This is a genomic window from Shewanella donghaensis, assembly GCF_007567505.1.
Classification (GTDB): Bacteria; Pseudomonadota; Gammaproteobacteria; order Enterobacterales; family Shewanellaceae; genus Shewanella; species Shewanella donghaensis.
The window spans coordinates 435,218-455,707 of record NZ_CP041783.1 but is presented as its reverse complement, the minus strand read 5'-3'; the positions used below and the strand labels follow the sequence as shown (position 1 = coordinate 455,707).

Genomic DNA, 20,490 nt, shown 5'->3' with positions numbered 1-20,490 from the left:
CAAAACATTATTGATAATTTTTGATATAGTTATCATTAAGTTATAACGATCGAATGATCGTAATTACGATCGTTACACCTTAATTTGATCTAGATTTTTTGATCAAAGGATCCTTTTCTAGATCTTATTATATTATTTAGATTTATACGCTTTAGAAATATCATTAATTAAACCAGGACCTTGATAAATAAACCCAGTATAAATCTGGACTAGTTGAGATCCTGCATCAAATTTAGCTAATGCATCCTCAGCACTATTAATCCCGCCGACACCAATAATTGGGATCTTACCGTTCAAATAACCCGCTAATTGTTTGATCACCTGTGTAGAAAGATCGGTTAATGGCTTTCCGCTTAATCCGCCCATCTCATTGGCATTTTCTAAACCCACCACAGCATCGCGACTTAACGTTGTATTTGTAGCAATAACTCCATCAAATTTACTCTTTAATAGCGACTGAGCAATTTTTTCTATTTCTTCTGAGGTTAAATCAGGAGCAATTTTCAATGCTATTGGTACATATTTATTATGCTTTACTGCAAGTTCTGCTTGTTTTGCTTTTAACGACATTAATAGCTCGTCTAATAACTCGCCATATTGCAGTGTACGTAAGCCAGGAGTATTAGGAGAGGAAATATTAACCGCGATGTAATCTGAATGTAGATACACTTTTTCCATGCAAATTAGATAATCATTTTTACCTTCATCTACTGGGGTATCTTTATTTTTACCAATATTCACACCAACAATAATATCGGTTTTCTTAGCCATTAAATTTCTGACTAAATTATCAACACCTTTATTATTAAAACCCATTCTATTAATAATTGCTTTTGCAGGTTTTAAACGGAATAAACGTGGTTGTTCATTTCCTGGTTGTGGCCGAGGTGTTACGGTTCCAACTTCAACATGGCCAAAACCCATTGCATGAAATGCATCGATAGATTCACCATCTTTGTCTAAACCAGCGGCTAGACCTACTGGGTTTTTAAAGTTAATCCCCATGCATGTTACTGGATTATCATTCACGTTTTGGCTATAAAATAGGTTTAAAGGGTTGTTTCCAGTACTTTTCAAACTACCAATAGCAATATTATGTGCTACTTCTGGATCCATCTGGAACATTACTTTTTGCGCAACTTTATAAAAAAACATGCTTTCTCCTAAACCTAAAAAAAGCCCCGGCAATTGCCAGGGCTTGTTCACTTATTATAAATAATTATCTCGGCCCTTCGCAATGAAGAATCAATAAATTAAGTTCACGTAGTGCCACTGAGAATTTGGCGAAATCATGGCTTTGTGAAACCTTGAAGTCAGCAAGTAAATGGAACCAACGTTCTAGCAATTTCTGATTATTATCGATCCACTGATTAATAATAGAATCAGCATCACAAGTGTCTGTACATGCGCGAAGAACTGTTGAACTCAATGCACGTTGTTGCCAATCAAGCTCTTCTCTGAACGCTGCACGGGCCAATGCTTGCCAATGATTAGATACTGGCTGATTACTAATTTGTTCTAAGAACCAATGTAATTCAACTTTTGCACCTAATCTGAAGTAAGTTTCAGACACTAACTGAACAGACTTATCTTCTAACTGAGCAATTTGAGCAATATCCAATGCTGAAAAAAGCGTACTCATTTTAGCAACAACTTGAGCCAAAGACTCTGGCACTTTATGATCAACAAGTGATTTTATTTCAGTTGAAATAGCAATCACTTCTGCCGCTATCATGTATTGGTCAACATTGGCTTTTAATTCTTCAAATACAGGTTTGAAGAACGAAACTGTTTGCTCAATATTCTCACCTTTATTTCGATGACGAATAAACCAACGACATGCCCGGCGCATATTGCGACGTAACTGATGTAGCATCTCACTTTGAACATCTGCTGAGACGATACCATTTAGCTCTGTTATTGATTCTGTCAGCGCTGCTAAGCCAAATACTTCACGAGCCATAGTGTAACAAATAGCAGCTTCAGCGACTGTGGCACCAGTCTCATCTTGCATACGTTGAACAAAGTTAAAGCCCATATCATTAACAAGTTCATTGGCTAATGATGTTGCAATAATTTCGCCACGTAACGGATGTGAAATCATTTTGTCTGCATACTTGTCTTTCAACTGTTGTGGGAAATAATCCGTTAACAGTTTACTCAAGAATGTATCTTCCGTGATTTCAGGTGTAACAAGCTGCTCTTTCAATACCATCTTGCCGTAAGCAACGAGTACTGATAACTCTGGACGTGTTAATGGTCGGCTATTAGCCAGACGATCAGCAAGTTCATCATCCGTCGGTAAGAACTCTAGTGCACGATCCAATTTACCATCTTTCTCAAGATACTGAATATAGCGGATGTGTTCTTTTAACTGTGATACACCATGCGCTTGAGTCACTGAAATGGTTCGGGTTTGATCATTACAATCTTGCAGTACAATTTCGCCGACTTCATCAGTCATTGATTCTAATAAGCGATTACGTTGTTTAACCGTTAATTCGCCATCAGCAACAATAGTGTTCAATAGAATTTTGATGTTTACTTCGTTATCTGAACAATCAACACCACCCACGTTATCAACGAAATCAGTATTAACACGACCACCGTTGGCAGCAAATTCAATACGGCCTAATTGGGTTGCACCTAAGTTGCCACCCTCACCAATAATTTTTGCTTTTAGCTCGTTACCATTAACGCGAATAGCGTCGTTGGCACGGTCACCCACTTCAGAATGTGTTTCTGATGTCGCTTTAACGTAAGTACCGATACCACCATTCCATATCAAATCGACACGCATTTTAAGCAGTGCTTGCATAAGTTGATTTGGTGTCATGGTATTTTCATCAGTATCCAACATCAGCTTAATTTCTTTAGTCAATTTAAGTGACTTAGCTGAACGTTGGAATATAACTGCGCCTTTAGACATCAACTTGGTGTTGTAATCTTCCCAACTTGAACGCGGTAAGTTGAATAAACGCTCACGTTCTATGTAGCTTGTTTCAACATCAGGGTTTGGATCGATGAAGATATGCATATGGTTAAATGCGGCAACTAACTTGGTATGGCGAGATAACAACATGCCATTACCAAATACGTCACCCGCCATGTCACCAACGGCTAAACAAGTAAAGTCGGTCGTTTGACAATCAATACCTTCTTCGCGGAAATGACGTTTAACTGATTCCCACGCACCTTTGGCTGTAATACCCATTTTCTTATGGTCGTAACCGTTACTACCACCAGAAGCAAACGCATCACCTAACCAGAAATCGTATTCGATGGCTATTTCGTTGGCGATATCTGAGAATGTGGCAGTGCCTTTATCGGCTGCAACAACCAGGTATGCATCATCTTCATCGTGACGTACAACATCTTTAGGCGGAACAACAGTTCCTTCGATGATGTTGTCACTAATATCAAGTAAACCACGAATAAATAAGCGATAACACGCTTGCCCTTCGTTGAAGAATGCTTCACGACTACCATCAGTAGGCAGTTGCTTACAAACAAAACCACCTTTTGCGCCAACTGGTACGATCACGGTGTTTTTAACTTGTTGTGCTTTAACCAGACCTAAAACTTCAGTTCGGAAATCTTCACGACGATCTGACCAACGCAAACCACCTCGCGCCACTTTCCCACCACGTAAATGCACACCTTCAAATCTTGGCGAGTACACAAAAATTTCAAACTTTGGTAACGGGCGTGGCATTTCTGGAATATCTTCGGGCAAGAACTTAAATGAGATATAGGGTTTAAGGTCTGCTTTATTAATCGTTTGATAGAAGTTGGTACGCACTGTAGCGTTAATCAAATCGAGGTAACGACGAATAATACGGTCATCATCCAGACTCGACACATCTTCTAAACGCAGCTCAATTTGTTCAAAGAACTTGCTTAATGTACGTGTCTTAAGTTTAGGGTTAAACTTACGAATGAACATTTTTACTAGTAAATCAGCAAGTTGAGGATAGCGATTAAAGGTTTCTTCTATATACGACTGGCTAAAGGTTGCATCAATTTGACGCATGTATTTAGCATAAGCGCGTAGTATTGATACTTCACGGCCAGACAGACTCGTCGCTAAAACCATACGGTTAAAGCCATCATCTTCTAATTGTTTTTGCCATACTTGTGACAATGCATTTTGGAAGCGAACTTGGCTATCAGCTAAGTTTTCAATCGCCGCGCCCTGCACTGTCATCAAGAAATCAAGAATCCAGAAAGTCGCACCATCCGCTGTTTTCACTTCGTATGGACGCTCATTAATAACGCGAAGTCCGAAGTTTTCAAGCATTGGCATTACATCAGAAAGATGAATAGGCTCATCTTTATGGAATAACTTTAAACGAACCTTATTATCATTTAGTGCTGTTTCTTGCGGCTGATAAAAAAGCATGCCTAATTTATGGTCGTCGTTCAATGCTTCAAGATGTTGAATATCAACAACTGCAGAACTTGGCAATACATCTTCTTTATAGCTAGGAGAGAACGAATTTAAATAACGCTTAACTAAGCCCGTGCCTGATTGCTCACCTAATGAGTTAGTTAACGAACTATGTAATTTATCTTCCCAAGAGCGAGCTGCTTCAATTAGGTTTTTCTCAATAGCAGCCACATCGACATCCATATTGTTATTATCAACTTTAATAATGTAGTGCGTACGCGCTAAAGTTGATTCAGAGAAGTAAGTCGTGAATTCAACATCTTCAGTGCTATTAAAGTGTTGCGCCAAAATACGTTGAGTATCTTCACGTAATTTAGTGTTATAGCGATCTTTAGATACATACACTAAACAAGATAAGAAACGGCCGAAACCGTCTTTACGTACAAACACTTTTAGTTTGTCACGATCTTGCATTTGTAATACACCGCGAGCAACACTGGCTAATTCATCTTCTTTAGATTGAATGAGTTCGTCTCTTGGTAAGTTCTCAAGGGTATTCATCAATGCTTTGTAATCATGAGAGCGTTGAGCTAAACCTGAACGTTCCATAATACGTTCAACTTTTCCAGCTAAAAGCGGGATTTCTCTTGGACTACGGTTATAAAGATTTGATGCATATAGGCCTAAGAAACGGTCTTCACCTATCACATTGCCCTTTTTGTCAAAACGTTTAATACCAACGTAATCAACATATGCAGGACGATGAACACGACTTTTAGTCGAACTCTTAGTTAAGACTAATAAGCTCTCGTCTAATGCTTCTTTTCGTGCCGATTCAGAGAAAGTCGAGAGTAGCAAACCATGATCAGAATGGTTATTACGTGAACGTGTCATTAATCCTAAGCTTGAATCTAAATCAGGGACAAGTTCAACATCACCTTCAACACGCTTTAATTCGTAATAGCGATATCCTAGCAAGGTAAAGTGATGGTTATTCAGATAGGTTAAAAAACTAACTGCTTCATCTTTTTCACATTTTGCCCCAGGGAAAGGCTGTTTTGGCAATGTGTTAATCGTGTCCGAAAGTTTATCTGACATTTGTTGCCAGTCATCGACAGAAGAAACGACATCAGCAAATACTGACTCGAGTTCTTTACCAATGGCTTTAATATCTAAGTCACTACTTTGTCGGTCAATCTCAATTAAGAATACCGCTACATTTTCAGTAGCTTCAGGCGCATCTTTTATGAAAGAGACTTCTTTAACCAATTCCTCATCACGAACTAATGCTAACGGAGTGTGTAGCATCATATGCGCCGTGATACCCATACGGTTTAATGCCATAGTTACCGAGTCAACCAAGAATGGCATATCAGGCTGAATAATTTCAATAATACTATGGGTAGATTGCCAGCCATGTTTTGACTGACTCGGATTAAACACTCGGATGTGGCTGTTGGTTTTAGCAGATTTGTTTAGCGCATTCCAAAGACTGAGTACTGCACCATAGAGATCGCTGTCATTACGAGCATTTAAGTCGTCTTTTGACATATGGGCGTATATACAATTGGCAAATTGCTCAACTTGTTTTGCTTGAGTATTAGGGATTTTTTTATGAATTAAATTGACTACATTTTCTAGTAGTACTGAAGGCATTGCATCTTTAAAGGCCATGTTGCAGATTCCTTAAGCGTTAATGGCAGCGCTTTTATCATTATATTGGATGCTTCGGCTTGTTGATTCAGTCTAAAACTGAGATCTGGAGCAAAGTTTATTACTAATTTGGCGCTATTTCGAGGAATATTTTAGTGGTAGATCCTCTAAAATCCTTGTTGTATAAAGAATTATAGACAGTAAATGAACAATCAAGCGTTTAGATAGACTAACTATGCAAAAAAAAAGAGGAGCTAAGCTCCTCTTTAAATTATAAACCTTATATATTACTTGGGTTTACGCCAGAATATTGCCGAAAGAGCAGGCAAGATAATTATCGCACCCAACATATTCACTAAAAACATGAATGTTAACAAAATTCCCATATCCATTTGGAATTTAAGTGCTGAGAAGAACCAAGTGCTGACACCAATGGCTAAAGTAAGCCCAGTAAAGATAACTGCACTGCCTCGTTCGATTAGCGCTTCGAAGTAAGCTTGTTGCACCGGCATACCATTACTTAATTTTCCAGACATGGTCGACAAGATATAAATCCCATAGTCGACACCAATACCAACACCTAATGCGATAACCGGCAATGTACTCACTGCAAGCCCGATATCAAGCCAAGTCATTAATGCTTGTGCTAAGGTCGATACCACATAAAGAGGTACAATTACCGCAACGGTAGCTTTAAGCGATCTAAAACTAATTAAGCATAAAATAAACACAGCACCGTAAACGTAAATCATCATAGGAAGCTGGGCTTCGCTTACTGCCTCATTAGTTGCTGCCATAACACCAACTGGACCCGATGCTAATTTAAATTGCAAGGTGTCAGTATTAAGCTTTGCTGCTACTTCTTTAATTTTTGCAGTAACAACTTCAATCGTTTCAGCTTTATGATCTTTCAAGAACAAGAACACTGGCATCACAGAACAATTACCATTCAGCAATCCTGACGTTGTTGGTACACGTCCAACAGCCTGAACCAAACTCGCCGTTGTTCTTGGCAAAATTTGCCACTTAGGATTACCTTCGTTAAAGCCGGCATTTACCCGTTTAGCCACTGACGCTAAACTGGCTGTTGACTCAACACCAGGTGTGTTCGATACCATCCATTCAAACTGGTCAATCTCAGTTAATATAGAATGATAAGTACATGCTTCAGGTGTCGCTTCTACAATGACCGTCATGTAATCAGTGGTAATTGAATAATTATCAGTGATATAAAACGTATCTTGGTTGTAACGTGAATCAAGGTGTAATGCTGGTGCCCCGCCTTGTAAGTCGCCAATTTTAATGTTGCTGGCTTGCTGGAAGCCAAATACATATAAAACCGCCGTACATATCAAAACAATCGTTGCATATTTCGGGGTCGCAAATTTAGATAAACTGCGCCAAATCCCTTCAATTTTTTCTTTTTGCGCTTTGTTCTCTTTTACAGGTTTAATGGTTGTATAAGAGATAACTAATGGCAGAAGAATCAAGTTGGTAAGAATAATAACTGCAACGCCTAATGATGCAGATATAGCAAGTTCACGGATAATACCAATGTCAATGGCCAGCAAGGTTAAAAAGCCGACAGTATCAGATAGTAATGCCACACCACCGGGTACTAGTAAGCTACGAAACGCGGAAGCGGAAGCGGCTTTTGTCGATTGACCATCGCCCACCCGACGTCTAACAGCGTTGATCATCTGTACGCCATGACTCACACCAATGGCAAACACCAGAAACGGTACTAGGATTGACATCGGATCTAAGCCAAACCCTACAACGGTTAATAGCCCTAACTGCCAAAATACCGCCATTAAACTACACACAAGTGGTAACACAGTAAGCATTAAGGATTTAGAAAATAGATAAACCATCACTGCAGTAATAAGGATAGCGATTAGGAAAAATAATAATACGCCCTTTGCGCCTTCTGCTACATCACCGGCCATCTTAGCAAAACCAATAATATGGATTTTAATGGTATCGGTTTCATATTTTGCACGTAATTCGTTTTCTAACTGTTGTGCAAACTGAATGGTATTTAATGGCTTGGTGGTAACATCTTTTTCAGCCCCTTCGGACTCTGCCATTTCTTCATCAGTTTTAGCCACAAAATCCATTAACTGCGCGGTTAACATCGCCGATGAATAATCGTTAGCCACTAAGCGCCCAACAATACCTGCTTTTTCAATATTGTCTCTTACGACACCAAGGCCGTAATCATCATTACGAAAATCAGCAGGTATAACTGGACCGCCAGCAAATCCATCTTCAACAACTTCAGTAAATCGTGTTGACGGAGAATACAACGAAGTCACTTGAGAGCGTTCAACACCTGGGATAAAAAATAATTGATCATGTACATTTTTGAGAGTTTCAAAATACTCAGGGTTAAAAATATCTCCACTGGTATCTTCTACTGAAACCATAATTCTATTTGCACCACCAAAATCTTTCTGGTGCTTAGTATAGGTTTTCATGTACTCATGATTTAACGGAATATTTTTACTAAAAGCCGCATCCATCTTTAGTTGACTAGCTTGATAACCAAGAAAGAAGGTAATTAATATAAAAGATAAAATTACCCACATCCGATTTCTAAAAAGATGGGTTTCAAATCCATTGACCAGTTTTTCTAACATCTTATCGGCCCTATTATTGTTGTTATATTTTTATTATTCATGCTTATAAATTACTTCAGTTGGAATAAACCTTTTGAACCAGCAAACCAGATCTCGCCTTGGTTATCGCTCTCGATGGCAACAATATTCTCGCCTTGTCTACGAGCGATTATTTGTGCTTTTTGATTCAGGTCTAACTCGATTACAACACCAGCGTTACCCACTAAATAGAGAGATCCGTTTTCATTGATATAAGCATTGTTAATCGAAGACTTAACGGGCATATCCACTTCTTGCCACTGAGAAAGTTGTTTATCATTTTGGAATACGTGACCACGTAGGCCCATCAAATAAATACTGTCTTTCGTTTCAATAGCATTAAACATTGAACCTTCATAATCGAATGCTTGCGCTGTAAAAGAATGACCGTTGTCACTTGATGTCGCTACAAGTCCAAGTTCACCAACCATTAATAAACGATTATCAGCAAGTTTAATCACGCGATTGAAATGTGGCAATAATGCTGCACGTTCAGATAAATAAAGCGCTTCATCTTCAGCTTTTAAATCGGCTAAGTAGCCAATATCTTCTTCAAATAACAGTTCTTCATGAAATTCAGCGCTCCAGTTCTCACCGCCATCAGTGGTGCGATAAAATAACCCATAAGCACCAACGGCAATACCGTTGTTATCATCAAAGAAAAGAATATCGAGCAACGGCTTTTCAATTTCAGCTGATTCAAACTGAATAGCCCAAGTTAAACCACCGTCTTTAGTATGAATAATGGTTGCATCATGACCAACAGCCCAACCTTGCATATCATCTAAGAAGAAAACTTTGGTCAGTTGTGCCATTACAGGTGAATTGATTTGTTGCCATTGTTGTTGTTTGATTAATACATGGCCACGTTCACCAACAGCAACAAGCTTATCCCCAGCTTTAGCTATATCTAACACTAAAGAGGTTTGAGCGAGTGGTTGGATTTGAACAGTAAGAGGATCAAATTGAGCATGAGTTGGCGCAACAAAGGTGAAACAGCTAATACTGATTGCGGCAACGTTGCGAAGTGTGCGAAACGACATACAAACTTCCTTAAGAATAACAGGGGCGCATGATGCGCCCCATAATAGGTCTAGCGAATACCTGCGCGACGAAGTGCATCAGGAGTGAAGTTTGACTCTGTTAGCTTGGCATCGAAATTATACATGCGGCCTTCGTTGTCTAACCCCATTGCTAAATAGCGACGAGACTGTAAATCGTGGAAGATTTCTAGCGTACTCCAATGAGTTGGCACTTCATAGTAGTTGATAGAATGTGCTGTTCCCACACGATATAATTCATCACGGTTATCATACATATCAGTTAACGATACCTGCCATGAATCTTCATCGATGTAAAACACGCGCGTTTTATAGATATGACGCATACCTTCTTTCAAGGTCGCTTTCACTTCCCAAACACGATGCTTTTCCCAACGAGCATATTCAGGGTTGATATGACCAGGTTGAAGAATTTGGTCATACTCAAGTGCATCTGAATGTAACTTGTAATCGTTATATGGAATGTATACTTCTTTTTTGCCTACAAGTTCCCAGTTATAACGCACTGGTGAACCGTTAAACATATCGAAGTCATCGGTTGTTCTTAGACCATCAGAAACTGTACCTGGCGTATCAAAAGCAACATTTGGCGCTTTACGCACACGGCGTTGTCCAGTGTTGTAAGTCCACGCTTGACGAGGTAACGCTTCTTGATCCATTGTTTCTTTAACTAACAATGCTGTACCAGCAAGACGTGCAGGCTGACGAACAACTTGTTTGAAGAAGAATAATGTATTGGTTTCAGCAAGCTTATCCAGAGTTATTTCTGGGCGGCTATACTCAAAACGGATCTCTTCAGCAGTTTCAATTAAGGTGTAAGAACCACCTGCAGTTGGCGCTGCTTGGCTACGATACGTTTCTACATCAACCCCACGATAGCGTAAAATATGGTTCCAAATTACTTCTAAACCGTTAGATGGGATAGGAAATGGAACACTAATAGACGCACCAGTAACACCGTTACCATTGGAAACAAGCTCTGCATTAACAGCATTCGCTTTAGTCGCATCATAAACATACTGAGGTACTGAAGCTGTGCGGCGTGTTTCGTAAACATTCATTTTGTAAGTATCAGGATAAAGTTCAAATAACTTAACCTGACCAGGTGTTAAAAATTCAGCATATTGTGCTTTATTAGCATTAGTTATTGTAAATAACACTTTGTCTGATGGAAAAGGATCTGGATGATGCATGCCCTTTTCGTAACCTGCAGCAGGTGAAGTAATACCATTATCCCAAGCAGGAATAGAGCCATCTGCGTTGCCAGCTTTTACAGCCCCTAATGGAGTTAACTCTGCTCCTAACTTTGCAGCTTCAGCTTCTGATACTTTCGCCATCGCTACTGGTGCAGTCAGCGACAACATAACAGCAGCCGATAATATCGTCAGTTTCTTCATTATTATTATCCTTTTAGATCGAATACTTGACGTTGAAAGAGACATAATCTCTGTCAGTCATTGCATTAGTTGTACCCACGCCACCAAAGAAGCTGTTATACGAAATATCTGCACCCCAGCGACTACGGTAATCAAAGTTAACACCTACAGCAACGGACTTACGCCCTTCTGTAAACAAGAACATTGGATCCGGTGTAATACCATCAACATCGTGTGAGAAAATCACACGTGGCGACATATTTACACCTGCGAAAATATTATTGAAATCAGCTTTAGCAACTAAACGGTAACCCCAAGCGAAATCGGTTGGGAAAGGGTTAGTTTCAGGACCGTCATGTAATGCTTCGATGATCCCAGGCATATCCGGATTGCCACCAGAACGTGCCGTTCCTGGACCATTTAAACGTAGCTCATCAAATCCTGGCATGTCATGAATCCAAACGCCACCAACTTCAGCAAGCATCACTAAATTATCCGTTCCCCAAGTAGGGCCAAATAAATGAGTTAACGTAAACTGGGCTTGAGTTGTATCTGACAGAATAAAACCATCAATTGTTTCACCAGCTTCAACACCACTAATTTGGGATACACCATCTAAATCAGGACGTATTCCTGAATTGGCAAGCTGCTGCGGCATCCCAGCAAATAGCAATTCAACATCATCAATCTGTAAAGGCTCATCAATACGATGGGAAACTTCACCGGCAACAGAAGTATCACCCACTAATGTGTTAAAACTTGCACCGTATAACTGAATATCTTCAGGATAAACAATTTGTGCTTTAGTGAATGTTTCCATGCTTAGCATGAGTTCACGATCAATTTCACCGCCACTGGCAGCTAAACGACCATAATCACGTGCAATAGCATCAGCATTAAAGTTTGAAGCTGTACCACTAATAATAGGACGGCGACTGTGATAATTCATGTAATACAAACCAAATTCAGTCTCACCCAAACTTGGTGCGTAATAACCTAGTTTTAAACCGTATTGACCATCATCGCTTGGCTCTTCTTCATCTTGAATCAAAGCTACTTTGGTTGCGTATGGCACCATATAAGCAGCGAATGCAGGATCGAAGTTAGCTGCAGCAGCAGCACCATATAATGTTGCATACTCAGACATTAAGAATTCAAGGTTAATATCTGGATTTGAGTTGAAGCCCAATTGTGCATTTTGGCTATAACCGCCAAAACCAGCAAAATCATTAGTAGCAAAGTTTGAACCAGGTGTTGGAACCCAAATTGGCTCCCAATCATATTGGTAATAAGCTTCAACGTTTAAATTTTCAGTCAGACCTAATGAAGCCCAAACCATTCCTTGTGGACGGAATGCTTCTTTTAGCTCAGCTCCCGGAGCATTCAAGATATTCAAATCGACAGCGTTAATAACACCGATGCCGTGAGGAATTAATGTACTTTCCCCCCATGAAACAACTTGATTACCCACTCGCACTGAGAGCGGGTTTTTACCGTCATTTAAATCAAAGTTACCGTAAACGAATGCATCTAATAAACGTACATCTTTACATTGAACCTCTGATGCGCGGCTATCTTCGCATGGATCAAATTCTTTGCCCGTCAGCGGATCATTAAAATCGTAATCACCGTCGCTTAGTTTACGGTCGTAGAAATACATGCCACGAACAAATAAACCGAAGTTTTTATATTCTAAAGATAGCTCATGCAAACCTTTAAAACGTTCAGAGGTAGTGTCACCCTGAGAATATAGTAAGTTACTTAAATCATTGTTACTTGAGTAAGAACCAGCTTGGTCCCAAATTTGAGCTGAAGAATAGATAGGCGTTTCGCCAAAAGCCCCGCCAAAGGCAGAGTAATTAGACCAATCCATTTGTGGTTGGTTAACTTTACCGATTTGACCTTCCCAGTCTCGCTCTGAAACACGCCAGCTAGCGCCGACAGTCCAAGTTGAATCGAAAGTACCTTGTACTTCACCCCAATCAAATGAAACAGCATTGGCGCTACTGCTGATCCCCAAAGTCAATGCCGATACCACCCCCAAAGCGAGTACCGACTTGTTAAAGCGTCTTTTAACAATATTCATTTTTTCTTCTCTCCGTAACCTGCCGGATTCGTTGTTATAGGATTTGAACCAACATTTTGTTAGCCTGCAGGCAACACCATTGTTACAGCAATTAACATCATTGAGCAAGTTCAAAAAAGAGAAAATTTACTAATGAATTGGTAGAGTTAGAGGGATTTAACGAAGAAAAAGGATAGGGCTATTTGAATTGAATAACGGGGTTTTATTATGAATCATTATAGATTGATTAATCATAAGTTATTTCAATAACTTAAAAGTTAATTCACTTTACTAATTTACCATTTAACAATCAATCGACCGTTTGAAGTAAATACTCTAACTTTTATTAAGTGAAATAAATTTTCCTGTATTATCGACACGTAATATGAAGCGTCCTTGGATACCGGAAGTCGTTACAAACGGTCTAAAATACTTACCATTAATATGTAAAAGCTTGCCATTTGAATCTCTAACTTCGACATTCTTAACAACACCCTGGTAAAAAGGCATAAAATCTTTATAGCTTATGTATATTGAAAAATGAAATTCCATCACAACTCTGTTTAACCATAAATAGTAAAAACCTACAACGACCATCATATTTGGACGCTGTAGGGTTCTTGAAAAAAGTGTTTATTAAGCTTGTTCTAGTGCTTTATCAACCTTTTCAAACAAGTCTTTAGACAAGTTAGGTAGCGCTTTTAATCGAAGTAAACTCGCCTTCATGAGTTGTTGACGTTTGTCATCAAATTTACTGAACTGAATTAGCGGAGTTATCATTCTCGCGGCAATTTGAGGATTAAGCTCATTTAACTTAATAAGTACATCTGTTAAGTAGTCATAACCTTTACCACTAGCATCATGGAATTGATAAGTATTTGCCGCAACAAAGAAGCCTATCAACGAACGTACACGGTTTGGATTATTAAAACTGAAACTTTCATGTTCAGTTAGTCCTTTAATCACCTCTAGAACGTCATCAGTATTTTGTGAAGCTTGCAAGCTGAACCACTTATCCATAACCAGCGGCGTTGTTAACCACTTTTGTTCAAAATCTTGCATCAGGCTTGGTTGACAAGTTAGTTGGCCACAAACAGCTGCTTTTAAAGCACCAAGACTGTCTGTCATGTTGCTAGCATCCTGATATTGTTTAGTGACTAAATCTTCATATTCAGAAGATACTTTTGAAATTAAGCTTAGGCAGATATTTTTAAATGCACGACTGGCTGCATCGTCTTCTTTAATTAAAGAGCGGTAACGAGTCACTAACTCATCTAAACAAGCTTCTGAAATTTCATTAACCACAAACTCTCTTGCTGCAGCAAGTTTATCAAGATTAACTGATTCAACTTGTTCAATAAGTGCTGCAGCAGTTGGAAATGCAAGTATTTCAGCAACAAGGGCTTTATCAATACCATCATCAAGCACAATGCCACGGATAGCTTCGATAACTCTAGCATCAAGATGCATGGTTTCTTTAGCTTCAAGACTAGAGACATTTTGCCAAACCGCTTGGCTAAATAACCCTACTGATGCTTCCCAACGGGCAACCTCACTTGATGCATAACGGGTTAAATGGACAAGTTGATCAACATTGAACTGATAATCCAATCTCACCGGCGCAGAGAAGTCTTGTAATAAAGACGGAATAGGCAATGCCGCTACATTTTCAAAGATAAAGGTTTGTTCAGCTTGTTTAACATCTAATACTTGATTCGCAATTGAAGCGCCTTGTGAATCCAGTAACTCGATACTAAATGGAATATGTAATGCTGCGCCAGTTTTACCCTGAGATACTACAGATTGCTTAACGGTTAATTGATATTGCTTCGTTGCAGCATTGTATTGATCCGAAACTTGTACCGTTGGTGTTCCAGCTTGGCTGTACCAACGTCTAAATTGTGCTAAATCGATTCCGCTGGCAGATTCCATTGCATTGACAAAGTCATCACAGGTTACTGCTTGGCCGTCATGACGTTTAAAGTAACATTTCATGCCTAGCTGGAAGTTTTTCTCACCCAAAATGGTGTGCATCATTCTGATGACTTCAGCGCCTTTATTATAAACAGTAACGGTATAAAAATTATTCATCTCAATAACAGATTCTGGACGAATAGGATGAGACATCGGGCCTGCATCTTCAGCAAATTGCTGATTCTTCATAACACGAATAGCTTGGATGCGATTAACCGCCCTTGAGCCCAGATCTGAACTGAATTCTTGATCTCTAAATACCGTAAGTCCTTCTTTTAGGCTTAACTGAAACCAATCACGGCAGGTTACGCGGTTGCCTGTCCAATTATGGAAATATTCATGTCCAACAACGGATTCAATGCCATGATAATCATCATCTGTCGCACTGGCGGTATCAGCTAATACATATTTAGTATTAAAGACATTTAAGCCTTTATTTTCCATTGCGCCCATATTGAAAAAATCAACGGCGACAATCATATAAATATCTAAGTCATACTCTAAATCAAAGCGAGACTCATCCCATGCCATTGATTTTTGAAGCGACACAATAGCGTGATTAGCTTTGTGCAAATTGCCTTTATCAACAAATACCTGAAGCTTTACTTCACGGCCACTTTTAGTAATGAATTTATCTTCTAACAAATCAAAATCACCAGCCACTAACGCAAATAAGTAGCTTGGTTTTGGGAAAGGGTCCTGCCAGCGTACAAAGTGGCGATTTTCATCATCACAACTGCCCTGCTCGATTAAGTTACCGTTACTGAGCAAATATGGAAATGCAGCTTTATCCGCTTCAACACGTACACTATAAATAGCAAGTACATCAGGGCGATCGAGAAAGTAAGTAATACGTCTAAAACCTTCTGCTTCACATTGGGTGCAGTAAGCCCCATCTGACATATACAAACCTTCAAGACTTGAATTCGCTTCTGGATCTTGCTTAGTTACCACTGTTAGTTCAAATTCGTTTAGTTCGGTTTCAATGATTAACTGAGTGTTTTCTTGTTTATAGTTCGTTTTCTCACCATCGATTAATACTGATTGAAGCTGAATTTGTTCACCAACCAAAATTAACGCTTCATTATGCTCGCCAATTCGCTGAACTTTACTCTTTGCAATAACCTGAGTATCAGCACCTTTTAAATCGAAATCTAATTCAATATGACTAATCGTAAATAGTGGAGCTTGGTAATCTTTAAGATGTTTTGCTTGTGCTTGAGTCATAAATAATCCTTGAATAACACAGCTCTAAAAAGAGCAAAATTTACTTAATAAAAAACGCGCCATAAGCGCGTTTTTTTAGTTACGAAATGAATTTATTTCGTTGCTGATTTTTTTGCATCAACCAAATCTAAAGTGATTAGTGCAGTTTCTTCTAAGAAAGCATCAGGTATTGTCATTTCATCTTCAGTTTCTTCATCAGATGCATCTTCTGCATTTGTTTCTGCAACTTCAGTTGACTCTGTGCTTGTTTCAGCATTTTCTTCGATTTCTTCTTCATCGTCTAAAGACGTTAAAGGTTCTAGGCCATTTTTAACTCGACGCTCATTGGTTCTATCAAGAGCGCGTTTCTCGTCATCTTCACGAGAAGTAATACGTTCACTTTCAACTAATGAAATCGTTTTGTCATCGTGATGTTTTTTGAACTCTGCAATATCTTCAAATATATAGCCAAATTCTACATCAGTTTTAATTCGCTGTTGATGTTTAACATCAAGCTGACTCACTAATGCAGGTTGGATATTACCTAAAGTACCATACTGAGCTACAGGGACTTTGTCCCATGGTAGTGCATTTTTCTCTTCAGATTCACCGTATTCACCAGGCTCTAATGCACTTGGGAATTTGATGTCTGGAGTGACACCTTTTAACTGTGTGCTGCCGCCATTAATGCGGTAGAACTTAGCAATAGTGTATTGCACGTGACCAATAGGTTTTTCGTACATGTCGTAAATACGGCCAAGGCTCTTGTGCTGTTGCACTGTACCTTTACCAAAGCTCGCTTCACCGACAATTAAGGCTCTATCGTAATCTTGTAATGCAGCAGCAAAAATCTCTGAAGCAGAAGCACTATAACGGTCAACCATAACGGTTAAAGGACCGCTATAAGCACTCTTACCATCATTATCACGGTTTTGAGTGACTCGACCATTGGCATCGCGAATTTGAACCACTGGGCCCATATCGATGAACAAGCCAGTTAATAATGTTGCTTCAGTCAGCGCTCCGCCGCCATTACCACGTAAATCGATAATCACGCCTTCAACATTTTCTTCTTTTAACTTAACCAGTTCTTTTTCAACATCAACAGATAAGTTCATGTAGAAACCAGGAATTTGAATAACACCGACTTTACGGTTCGCGTATTCACCTTCTGTTGGCTCAACAACTTTCGAAGTTGCTGCTCGGTCTTCTAATCGAATCTTGTCACGGATAATGGTGACTTCAAATGCTTTCGCGTTAGCACCACCTTTATTAGGCAGTATTTGTAAGTTAACTTCACTGCCCTTAGGCCCTTTAATTAACTCAACAACATCATCTAAACGCCAACCAATAACATCGACTATTTCACCGTCTTTTTGGCCTACACCAATAATTTTATCTTCAGGTGATAATCTTTCACTTGTCGCTGCGGGACCACCAGCAACTAAGCTTTTAATAACGGTGTAATCATCGTCCATTTGTAAAACAGCACCGATGCCTTCAAGGCTTAGGTTCATTTCCATTTGGAAACGTTCTGCATTACGAGGAGATAAGTAACTTGTATGAGGTTCTACCGTGCGGGCAAAGGCATTCATGACACCTTGGAATACATCTTCACTATGAGTTTGGCTTAAACGCTTTATGGCATTGTTATAGCGCTTACCTAAAACTTCGACTGTTTCTTCCCAATCTTTACCGGCAAGTTTTAAATTGAGTGCATCATATTTAACTCGTTGACGCCAAAGCTCATTTAAATCAGCTTCGTCTTTAGGCCAATTGGCTTCTTCACGATCAAATTCATAAGCATCACCTTCTAAGGCAAAATCAAATTCTTTATCAAGTAAAGTCAACGCAAAAGCAAAACGCTCATAACGGCGTTTCTGTACGATAGAATACATATTGAAAGCAGGTTCGATATTGCCAGATTTGACCATATCATCAAACAGATGCTGATATTGTTTAAAGCTATCAACATCTGCTTGGGTCAGAACATTGCGACGAAAATCGAGCTGTTGCAAATATCTGTCGTAAATCAACTCAGAAAAAGCATCATCAAGGTCAAAGCGATGATAGTGAGAACGAGTAAATAAACTTGTTACCCTCTTACTCGCGACCTTGTGTTGAGGCTCTTGCTCAAGTTTAGGTAACTCGCTGATTTGAATAGTTGGTGAAATTGCCCAAGCCGAAAAACCGACAAATAAAGTGGCAATCGACGCAGCCAAAGTGAGTTTTCGCATCAACAAGTTACTCCTTAAATGATCACGATAATAAAATATGCTCTGCACGAACTTTAACAATTAATCCAGTATCTAATTGAACATGGACATCTTCTTTTTTGATGTCTGTGATAACACCTGGGACTGGATTTTGTCCTAACTTGACACTAACACGTTGTTTTTGTTTAAGCTCGTCAAATTTAGCAGCAACATAATTAATCTTTGGTGCAGCAGGTTTAGATGGCTTAGCAGGACGGTCTTTTTTAACCGGTGCTTTTGCAGCAGGTTTTTTAGCTGGCTTTTTAGGGTTAGCTTTGGCAGCAAGTGCTTGGCGTTTAGCTTTTGCCTTTTCTTGACCTTCTTTCAACGTTAGTTGTGCATGATCAATATGCTCTTGTTCAAGTTCGCCACAATCTTGACCGTCTAGATCGATGCGTTGAACACCTGTTTTTACGCCTTTCAAGTAGCGCCAGCTGCTTGTATAACGTCTAAGTGCAACACGTAATTGTGTTTTACTTACTTTAGAATCTTCAGCCAACCTTTCAGCTAAATCTTGAAACAACCCAATTTTTAATGGCTTAGTTTCGCCTTCTGCAATAAAGCATAAAGGAAATGTTTCATATAAATACGCTAAAACTGCGTTGGTGTCGGTCAACTTGTCTGTTGATTCCATTTTTACTTCCACGTTATAAAAGGGACTGATTCTCGGTTTTCAGGGCGAGTACAGTCGTTTATCATTCGTTAAACAGTTACTTGTCTAACGTTCAAATTAGCATTTCCTACTCGATTGCTAAAGCAATTGAAACATGCTTTAACAAATTAACCCACTTAGCTGTAATTTTACAGTAAATAAATATATCGGTAGCAATGCGCGCTGCTCAGTATTATAAAGCTCGTGACAGCGATTGCGACCCGCAATTTGTTATATTTGGTCGCAAATTAAGCAAATAGGCAAGATTCAAAGCTTTTAACCAGCATTTCTAAGCCTTTTTGATCATCTTTATCAAATCGGTTCAATGATGGGCTATCAATATCAAGTACTGCAATTACGTTATTGTCTTGATGTACAGGGACAACAATTTCAGAATTACTGGCTGCATCGCACGCAATATGACCGGCAAATTCATGTACATCTGCAACTAATTGAGTTGCGTCATTTGCTGCGGCAGTGCCACATACACCTTTTCCAATAACAATACGAGTACAAGCGACTTTTCCTTGAAAAGGACCTAAAACAAGTTGCTCGTTACGCTTAATATAAAAGCCGACCCAATTGATGTCGTCTAAATTGTCATTTAATAGTGCTGAAAAGTTTGCCATACCAGCAATAAGGTCATCTTCACCTTCCATTAATGCCAGTACTTGTCTATTTAATGTGTCGTATAACTCAGCTTTCATTCATCTATCCTAGATTATATTTTATTCTGTGACCGTTTTTTTAGGGGCTTTTTTGTTAGCGGCTTTGGGAGCTGCTGGTTTAGCCTTGACGATCCCTTTCAATAAGTTTGCGAGTTCATCTTTGTTAGAAGCAAGATAAAAAGCAAGTTTTTCGATACTATTGTCGTTAATTTCTAGCTCTGCGCTAGTAATAAAAGGAACTAAGTTATCAGCTATGTCGAGCATTTTATCGTAGGCGTCAGCTTCTTTCTTAGATGTAAAAGTCATCTTCTCAACCCCTTCTCTTACCACGACAAACTTTGTTATTACAGCCATGATCAACCTCTTACTGTTTTTATATACAGTGCATAGAATGTCATATAACTAACTTCTGATGCAAGTATTCTGATTATTCTGGTATTATCTCTTTTAATTGTATCTTAAATAATGACTTTTCTAGTGTGTCCAAGCTCAAAAAACACATAAAGTTCGCTTATTATTTAACTCGCCAA

At 39.1% G+C, this 20,490-nt stretch carries 12 protein-coding genes; all 12 read right to left on the bottom strand.

Features of this window, described 5'->3' with window-relative positions; translation table 11 throughout:
* Window positions 1–132: 132 nt before the first annotated feature.
* The 12 genes from pyrD to FPK91_RS01835 all read right to left on the bottom strand — a co-directional run bounded on the left by pyrD (window position 133) and on the right by FPK91_RS01835 (window position 20,314).
* Window positions 133–1,155 carry a quinone-dependent dihydroorotate dehydrogenase gene (pyrD, locus tag FPK91_RS01890; RefSeq protein WP_144207205.1) on the bottom strand — a complete coding sequence of 341 codons (1,023 nt, stop codon included), beginning with the start codon at window positions 1,153–1,155 and terminating at the stop codon, window positions 133–135.
* Window positions 1,156–1,219: 64 nt separating this feature from the next.
* Entirely contained in the window at window positions 1,220–6,064 is a 4,845-nt protein-coding gene (locus FPK91_RS01885; RefSeq protein WP_144207201.1) for an NAD-glutamate dehydrogenase, read from the bottom strand.
* Window positions 6,065–6,330: 266 nt separating this feature from the next.
* Entirely contained in the window at window positions 6,331–8,685 is a 2,355-nt protein-coding gene (locus FPK91_RS01880) for an efflux RND transporter permease subunit (RefSeq protein WP_144207197.1), read from the bottom strand.
* A gap of 50 nt (window positions 8,686–8,735) precedes the next feature.
* The gene (locus FPK91_RS01875; protein WP_144207194.1) at window positions 8,736–9,746 is read right to left on the bottom strand and encodes a WD40/YVTN/BNR-like repeat-containing protein; all 1,011 of its coding nucleotides are present in this window, start codon (window positions 9,744–9,746) and stop codon (window positions 8,736–8,738) included.
* A gap of 50 nt (window positions 9,747–9,796) precedes the next feature.
* A complete protein-coding gene (locus tag FPK91_RS01870; RefSeq protein WP_144207191.1) occupies window positions 9,797–11,161 on the bottom strand; it encodes a DUF1329 domain-containing protein in 1,365 nt (454 codons plus the stop codon).
* A gap of 13 nt (window positions 11,162–11,174) precedes the next feature.
* Window positions 11,175–13,226, bottom strand: a complete 2,052-nt coding sequence (locus FPK91_RS01865) for a DUF1302 domain-containing protein (protein ID WP_144207188.1) — start codon at window positions 13,224–13,226, stop codon at window positions 11,175–11,177.
* Between the two features lie 315 nt (window positions 13,227–13,541).
* Window positions 13,542–13,715, bottom strand: a complete 174-nt coding sequence (locus FPK91_RS01860; RefSeq protein ID WP_264371778.1) for a DUF2835 domain-containing protein — start codon at window positions 13,713–13,715, stop codon at window positions 13,542–13,544.
* A gap of 126 nt (window positions 13,716–13,841) precedes the next feature.
* Window positions 13,842–16,406, bottom strand: a complete 2,565-nt coding sequence (gene pepN / locus FPK91_RS01855) for an aminopeptidase N (RefSeq protein ID WP_144207182.1) — start codon at window positions 16,404–16,406, stop codon at window positions 13,842–13,844.
* A 92-nt stretch (window positions 16,407–16,498) separates the two neighbouring features.
* Window positions 16,499–18,622 (bottom strand): carboxy terminal-processing peptidase, encoded by a 2,124-nt coding sequence (gene prc / locus FPK91_RS01850; protein WP_144207179.1) that lies wholly within the window; start codon window positions 18,620–18,622, stop codon window positions 16,499–16,501.
* 22 nt (window positions 18,623–18,644) lie between these two features.
* On the bottom strand, window positions 18,645–19,274 hold the full coding sequence (gene proQ, locus FPK91_RS01845; protein ID WP_144207176.1) for an RNA chaperone ProQ: 630 nt from the start codon (window positions 19,272–19,274) through the stop codon (window positions 18,645–18,647).
* A gap of 266 nt (window positions 19,275–19,540) precedes the next feature.
* On the bottom strand, window positions 19,541–19,999 hold the full coding sequence (locus tag FPK91_RS01840) for a GAF domain-containing protein (protein ID WP_144207173.1): 459 nt from the start codon (window positions 19,997–19,999) through the stop codon (window positions 19,541–19,543).
* Between the two features lie 21 nt (window positions 20,000–20,020).
* Window positions 20,021–20,314 (bottom strand): YebG family protein, encoded by a 294-nt coding sequence (locus tag FPK91_RS01835; RefSeq protein WP_144207170.1) that lies wholly within the window; start codon window positions 20,312–20,314, stop codon window positions 20,021–20,023.
* Between the last annotated feature and the right edge of the window lie 176 nt (window positions 20,315–20,490).